Consider the following 5,204-nt stretch of genomic DNA (forward strand, 5'->3'; position numbering starts at 1 on the left):
ATGGTTAGCCTCCTTCCTTGGGAAGGAGGTGGCGCCGAAGGCGACGGAGGTTAGCGATTGGAAGCGCCGCAGGCTGATGGTTTGTCCCCCTTTTCCAAAGGGGAATGTCACGGAGTGACAGAGGAATTCTGATGGGTCCGCAGCCTATCGGGTTGTAACACCGTCACAGTCATTTAGCTGGGAGATTTCTCGACTCATCGTAGCTTTAGCGATTTTAAGGACAGAATCACTTAGTATGCTGCCACCGCTCGAAATGACGAGATACGTGCAGAGTCACTAGAAGGGCGGCGGAGCCGCTGATCACCTAGACCTAGATCTAGACCTAGACCTAGACCCAGACCTCCATCCCGCTCACTGATTCATCAGGGTTCTCGCGGACTTTTTGAGTTTCTGCAGGGCCTTTCCTTCGATCTGGCGAATTCTTTCTCTGGTGACGTCGAAGTACCGGCCCACTTCTTCCAGGGTCCGGGTCCTGCCGTCTTTGAGGCCGAACCGGAGTTCCAGGACCTGCCGTTCCCGTTCGGTGAGGCCGTTCAGGAGTTCGTCGATCTGTTCCCGAAGGAGGATGGACCCGGCGGCGTCATCGGGGGCGATGGCTTCGTGGTCTTCGATGAAGTCTCCCAGGTGGGAGTCTTCTTTTTCTCCGATCGGCGTTTCCAGGGAGATGGGGTCCTGGGCGATTTTTTTCACTTCCCGGATTTTCCCTACGGTGACGCCCATGGCTTTGGCCAGTTCTTCGTTGGTGGCTTCTCTCCCCTTTTCCTGGAGGAGCTGCCGGGAGATGCGGTTCATTTTATTGATGGTCTCCACCATGTGCACCGGCACCCGGATGGTCCTGGCCTGGTCGGCGATGGCCCTGGTGATGGCCTGGCGGATCCACCAGGTGGCGTAGGTGGAGAATTTATAGCCCTTGGTGTAATCGAATTTGTCTACTGCCTTCAAAAGGCCCAGGTTTCCTTCCTGGATGAGGTCCAGGAACTGGAGTCCCCGGCCCAGGTATTTTTTCGCAATGGACACCACGAGCCGAAGGTTCCGGTCCGCCAGTTCCTGCTTTGCCTCTTTGGCGGCCTGTTTTTCTTCTTCCGTGGCGTCTTCGGTGCTCCCCTTTGCCACGGTCTTGGCCAGTCTGATTTCTTCTTCGCTGCTCAAGAGCTTCAGGGCTCCGATTTCCTTCAGGTACAGTTTCACCGGGTCGTCGATGGTGACGGTGTTGTCCATGTCCGGCACAGGCTCGGTGGACTCAGGCTGGGACTCCGCTTCCTCTTCTTCTTCCTCCGAGAAGTCCACGTCATCGTCGGATACGTCCATGTCGAAGTCCACTTCGTAGTGGTCATCATGGAGGCCGGCGTAGAGGTCAGACAGGTCCTCTTCCCCCAGGTTCTTCTCCGCAATGAGGTCCATGATGTCCTTATTGGAAATGACGCCGTTTCTGGATTTCTTTTTTAATTCTTCTATCCAACCGGTTAACTCATTTTTCTGCTCTGCCATAGCAATTTCCCCCCTCCTGGAAAGGTCGGAAACAGGTGCTCCCGGGCTTTATGCCCCTGCCCGGGGGTGCTGTTTCCTGGAATGGGCCATATTAATGTTTCCCCAAATTCAGTATTTCTCTACTCAATCTGATGCAAAGCAACTGTTCTTCTTTCGCTTTCTGCGGATCCTTGTCCAGCAGCTCCTGGGCTTTCTGGGTGTGAATCCTGTATTCCTCCTGGAGATATATTTTTTTCATGGGCCAGATGTATTCTTCCTTCGGGATGGACCCCGGCTGCTCTCCGTCCATGAGGAGGCGGGCCAGTTTTTCTATGTCCTCCCGTCCCAGCTTCCCTTCTACCCCCTCCCGGGTGATGGGCGCCCCGGCGGCGGCCAGGTCCCGGAATACGTCGAAGAGGCGGCTGTGGAAATCATCGGAGAACCAGTAGTTCTCCAGTTCCTCCACCCCCTCCGGCAGCTGGTGGAACACGAGGCAGTACTTCAGGAGCCCCGCTTCCAGAAGCCGCTGTTTCTTCGTGAGGGGGGAGAGGCTCACCTCTTCCTTTTCCAACGGTACTTTCTGGGAAATGTAGACGTTGGATTTGTTTTTCCTGGCGTATACGAGGGCTTCGCTGCGGATCATGCCTTCGTCCATGTGCATGGTCCGCGCCATTTTCCGGATAAAGGAATTCAGCTGGAAGGCGTCTCCCGCATCGAGGAGGATGGAAAACATTTCATCCAGGATGTGGTGCTGGCCGTCCAGGGTGGTGCTGTCGTAGGTTTTCAGCAGGGAATGGAAGAGGAAATCCATGGCCGGCTCCGCCTGGTTCACTGCTTCCAGATAGGCGTCGCCGCCATGAAGGTTCACGAATTCATCGGGGTCCTTCCCCTCGCCCAGGTGAACTACCCGGAGCTTCAGACCCACAGATCCGGCGATCTGGAGGGCCCGCTTCGTGGCGTTCTGGCCGGCGGCGTCCATGTCGTAGCTGAAGACCACTTCGTCGGCGTATTTCTTGAGAAGCCTGGCCTGTTCAATGGTGAAGGCGGTGCCCAGGGACGCCACAGCGTTCGTCACCCCATGGGCGTGAAGGGAAATGGCATCCATGTAGCCCTCCACCATGATGGCCTGCCGCTTCGCCCGGATGGTGGGCAGGGCCTGGTAAATGGCGAAGAGGAGGCGGCGCTTGTTGAAAATCGGCGTTTCCGGGGAATTCAGGTACTTCGGCTTGCTGTCATCCATGACGCGGCCGCCGAAGGCCACGATTTTCCCCCGGAGGTTCCAGATCGGAAACATGCAGCGGTTCCGGAAAACGTCGTAGATCCGGCCGTTCTTCTCGGCGCAGAGGCCGCTGGTGAGGAGCACCTTCGGCGATACGTTCTTCTTCGTGGTGAAGTCCCGGTACAGTTTCTGCCAGTCCGGCGGTGCAAAGCCGAGTTTGAATTTTTCTATGGTCTCCGCCGTCAGGTGGCGCTTGGAGAAATAGGCGAGCCCCGCCTTCCCCATTTGGGTCTTCGTGAGGCAGTTGTGGAAATAGTTTCCCGCCAGATCCGTCACTTCGTAAAGGGACCGGTCCATGGCGGCCCGGGCTTTCTGCTCCGCCGTTTCTTCTCTCTTCGGGATTTCCATGTGGGCGTAATCCGCCAGTTTCTCTACGGCCTCCATGAAGGTGAGGTTTTCCATTTTTTCAAGAAACGTAATGGCGTCGCCGCTGGCATGGCAGCCGAAGCAATAGTAGAATCCCTTGTCCGGGGAAACCGCAAAGGACGGGGTCCTCTCGGGACCGTGGAAGGGACAGGAGGCCATGTAGTAGCGGCCATGTTTCTTCAGTTCCACGTAAGAGCCGATGAGGTCTACCAGGTTGATATTGTCTTTCAGCCGCTGAAGGAATTCATTATCAAATGAAGCCAAGAGTCCTCCTTTTGGGTTGTTCTGAATATATGGGAATGTATGTCTATAGTTATTATTGATAAATCAAGAATGAGGAATTAGGAATTAGGAATTAGGAATTAGGAATGGTGGTGCGGCGCGTCAGATTATATGGCGCCGCGGAGTTTTATATGATGGATATATGTTGTGCGTACGGGCGAAGCCTTGAGCCTTGAGCGGATTCGCCTGCGGCGAATCAGTAGCTAGTATCTAGATCTAGTGGCTAGGTGGTTAGGCCCTTCGGGCCGATTCCGTCTATCCCCATCTGACTCTACCCCCATAACGTCATTTCGAGCGGTGGGAGCATGCTAAGTGAATCTATCCGTAAAGTCGCTACAGCTACGATGAGTCGAGAAATCTCCCAGATAAATGACTATGACGGGGTTTTCAAAGATAGATTTGAGCGTTGAGAGTTGAGGTCCAGCGGTGGAGCCGCAGATTCCATCACCATCTCTCAGCCGTTGGCAGCTCTCTTCTGGGAAGAGAGCCTTGTGCAGAGGCAATGGTGCGTTATAGGGATAGAGTCTTTAGGATTCCTATGGCGGCGGAGCCGCTATCCGCCTCGATCTCGGTGTCATCAATATGGGCACCTGCTGATGGATACTTTCGCAAAGGTAAATACCTCTATGTCTGGCAATCCCTACCCATGCAGCCCCTTAGAGAAGGCGCGGCAAAGCCGCAGGATGGATGCGGTGAAGCCGCTATGGTGTTTCATAAGGCGGCGCTTCCAAACTTTGTGCGCCGCCACCACCATTCCTCATTCCTAACTCCTCATTCCTAATTTTCCGTCATCCTTCGAGCATCCGTCCAACACACCCATGCTCCCATTGAGTCAAAAAGCACCGACTGACTGAAAATACGAATTGTTCTTCCATCATCGGTGCTTAACTACGAGTCACGTGGCGGGAACAGCGGATTTCGTCAGTTCCTGCCAGCGGGCTGCCAGAATATTCATATAAAGTTTTGGGGATAGTCCGAAGCTGGCCAGGGAATAGCCGTCGCTGACTTCCACCAGGAGTGTCCTGCCGTCATCGGTGACGCCGAAGTCAATAGCGTATCCTGCTGGGGCCGATGTATAGGCCTTGACCGCGTCCCGCATGACCTGGGCATCAGGAAATACGTCCCACCGGCCTTTGTAGGGGGTGAGGCCGCAAATCGATCCATGGAGCACCCAGAGACGCCATTCGGAAATGAAGCGTACCTTTTCGCTGCACCATACGTCGATGTCCTCCAGGCCGCCGCCCAGTTTGATGAGGTCCTCCGACTTGTCCAGCACCGTGCCCCGGAACCGCTTGATATCTTCCACAGGCTTCACAAAGATGTGCCAGTCTTCGGGATGGCTGGTGATGGTGAAGAGAGTGGATTTCCAGATCTTCCGCCCGGTAAAAGGAAGAAGTTCATCGGGATAATCCAAAGGATCCAGTTTCACGCCGAACCGTTCCAGTGCTACCCTCACATCGTCCACGGTGCCTACCACCGGGTCGGACGGTGTATTTTCGGTGAGCGAATAGACGGCCTTGTATTTCACCACAGGAATGTCCTGCTCCCGGCAGCCGGTATAGGCATAATAACAGCTGGGGTCGAAGAATTCTCCTGTGTGTCTGATGCGGATATACGCCTTCATCCAATTTCTCCATTCAACTAATGAAAAATACACTGCTACAAATGTAATGATACCATGTTCCCCCTTTTTTTGCCAGTCCCGTACTGATTCGCCTGCGGCGAATCAGTGGCTGGTGGCTAGATCTAGTGGCTAGGTGGACAGGCCCTTCGGGCCGATTCCGTCTATCCCCATCTGACTCTACCCCCC

General features: G+C 54.8%; 3 protein-coding genes. All 3 read right to left on the reverse strand.

Annotated features, from left to right (window positions below; all coding sequences use genetic code 11):
- Nucleotides 1-351: 351 nt before the first annotated feature.
- The gene (rpoD, locus tag QZR21_RS07895) at nt 352-1,494 is read right to left on the reverse strand and encodes an RNA polymerase sigma factor RpoD (protein WP_296098560.1); all 1,143 of its coding nucleotides are present in this window, start codon (nt 1,492-1,494) and stop codon (nt 352-354) included.
- Nucleotides 1,495-1,579: 85 nt separating this feature from the next.
- Nucleotides 1,580-3,376: a DNA primase gene (gene dnaG, locus QZR21_RS07900; protein WP_296974778.1), complete on the reverse strand. Its 1,797-nt coding sequence runs from the start codon at nt 3,374-3,376 to the stop codon at nt 1,580-1,582.
- Nucleotides 3,377-4,289: 913 nt separating this feature from the next.
- A complete protein-coding gene (locus QZR21_RS07905; protein WP_296098540.1) occupies nt 4,290-5,018 on the reverse strand; it encodes an ATP-grasp domain-containing protein in 729 nt (242 codons plus the stop codon).
- Between the last annotated feature and the right edge of the window lie 186 nt (nt 5,019-5,204).

It is taken from the genome of uncultured Dialister sp., from assembly GCF_900541605.1.
GTDB lineage: Bacteria > Bacillota > Negativicutes > Veillonellales > Dialisteraceae > Dialister.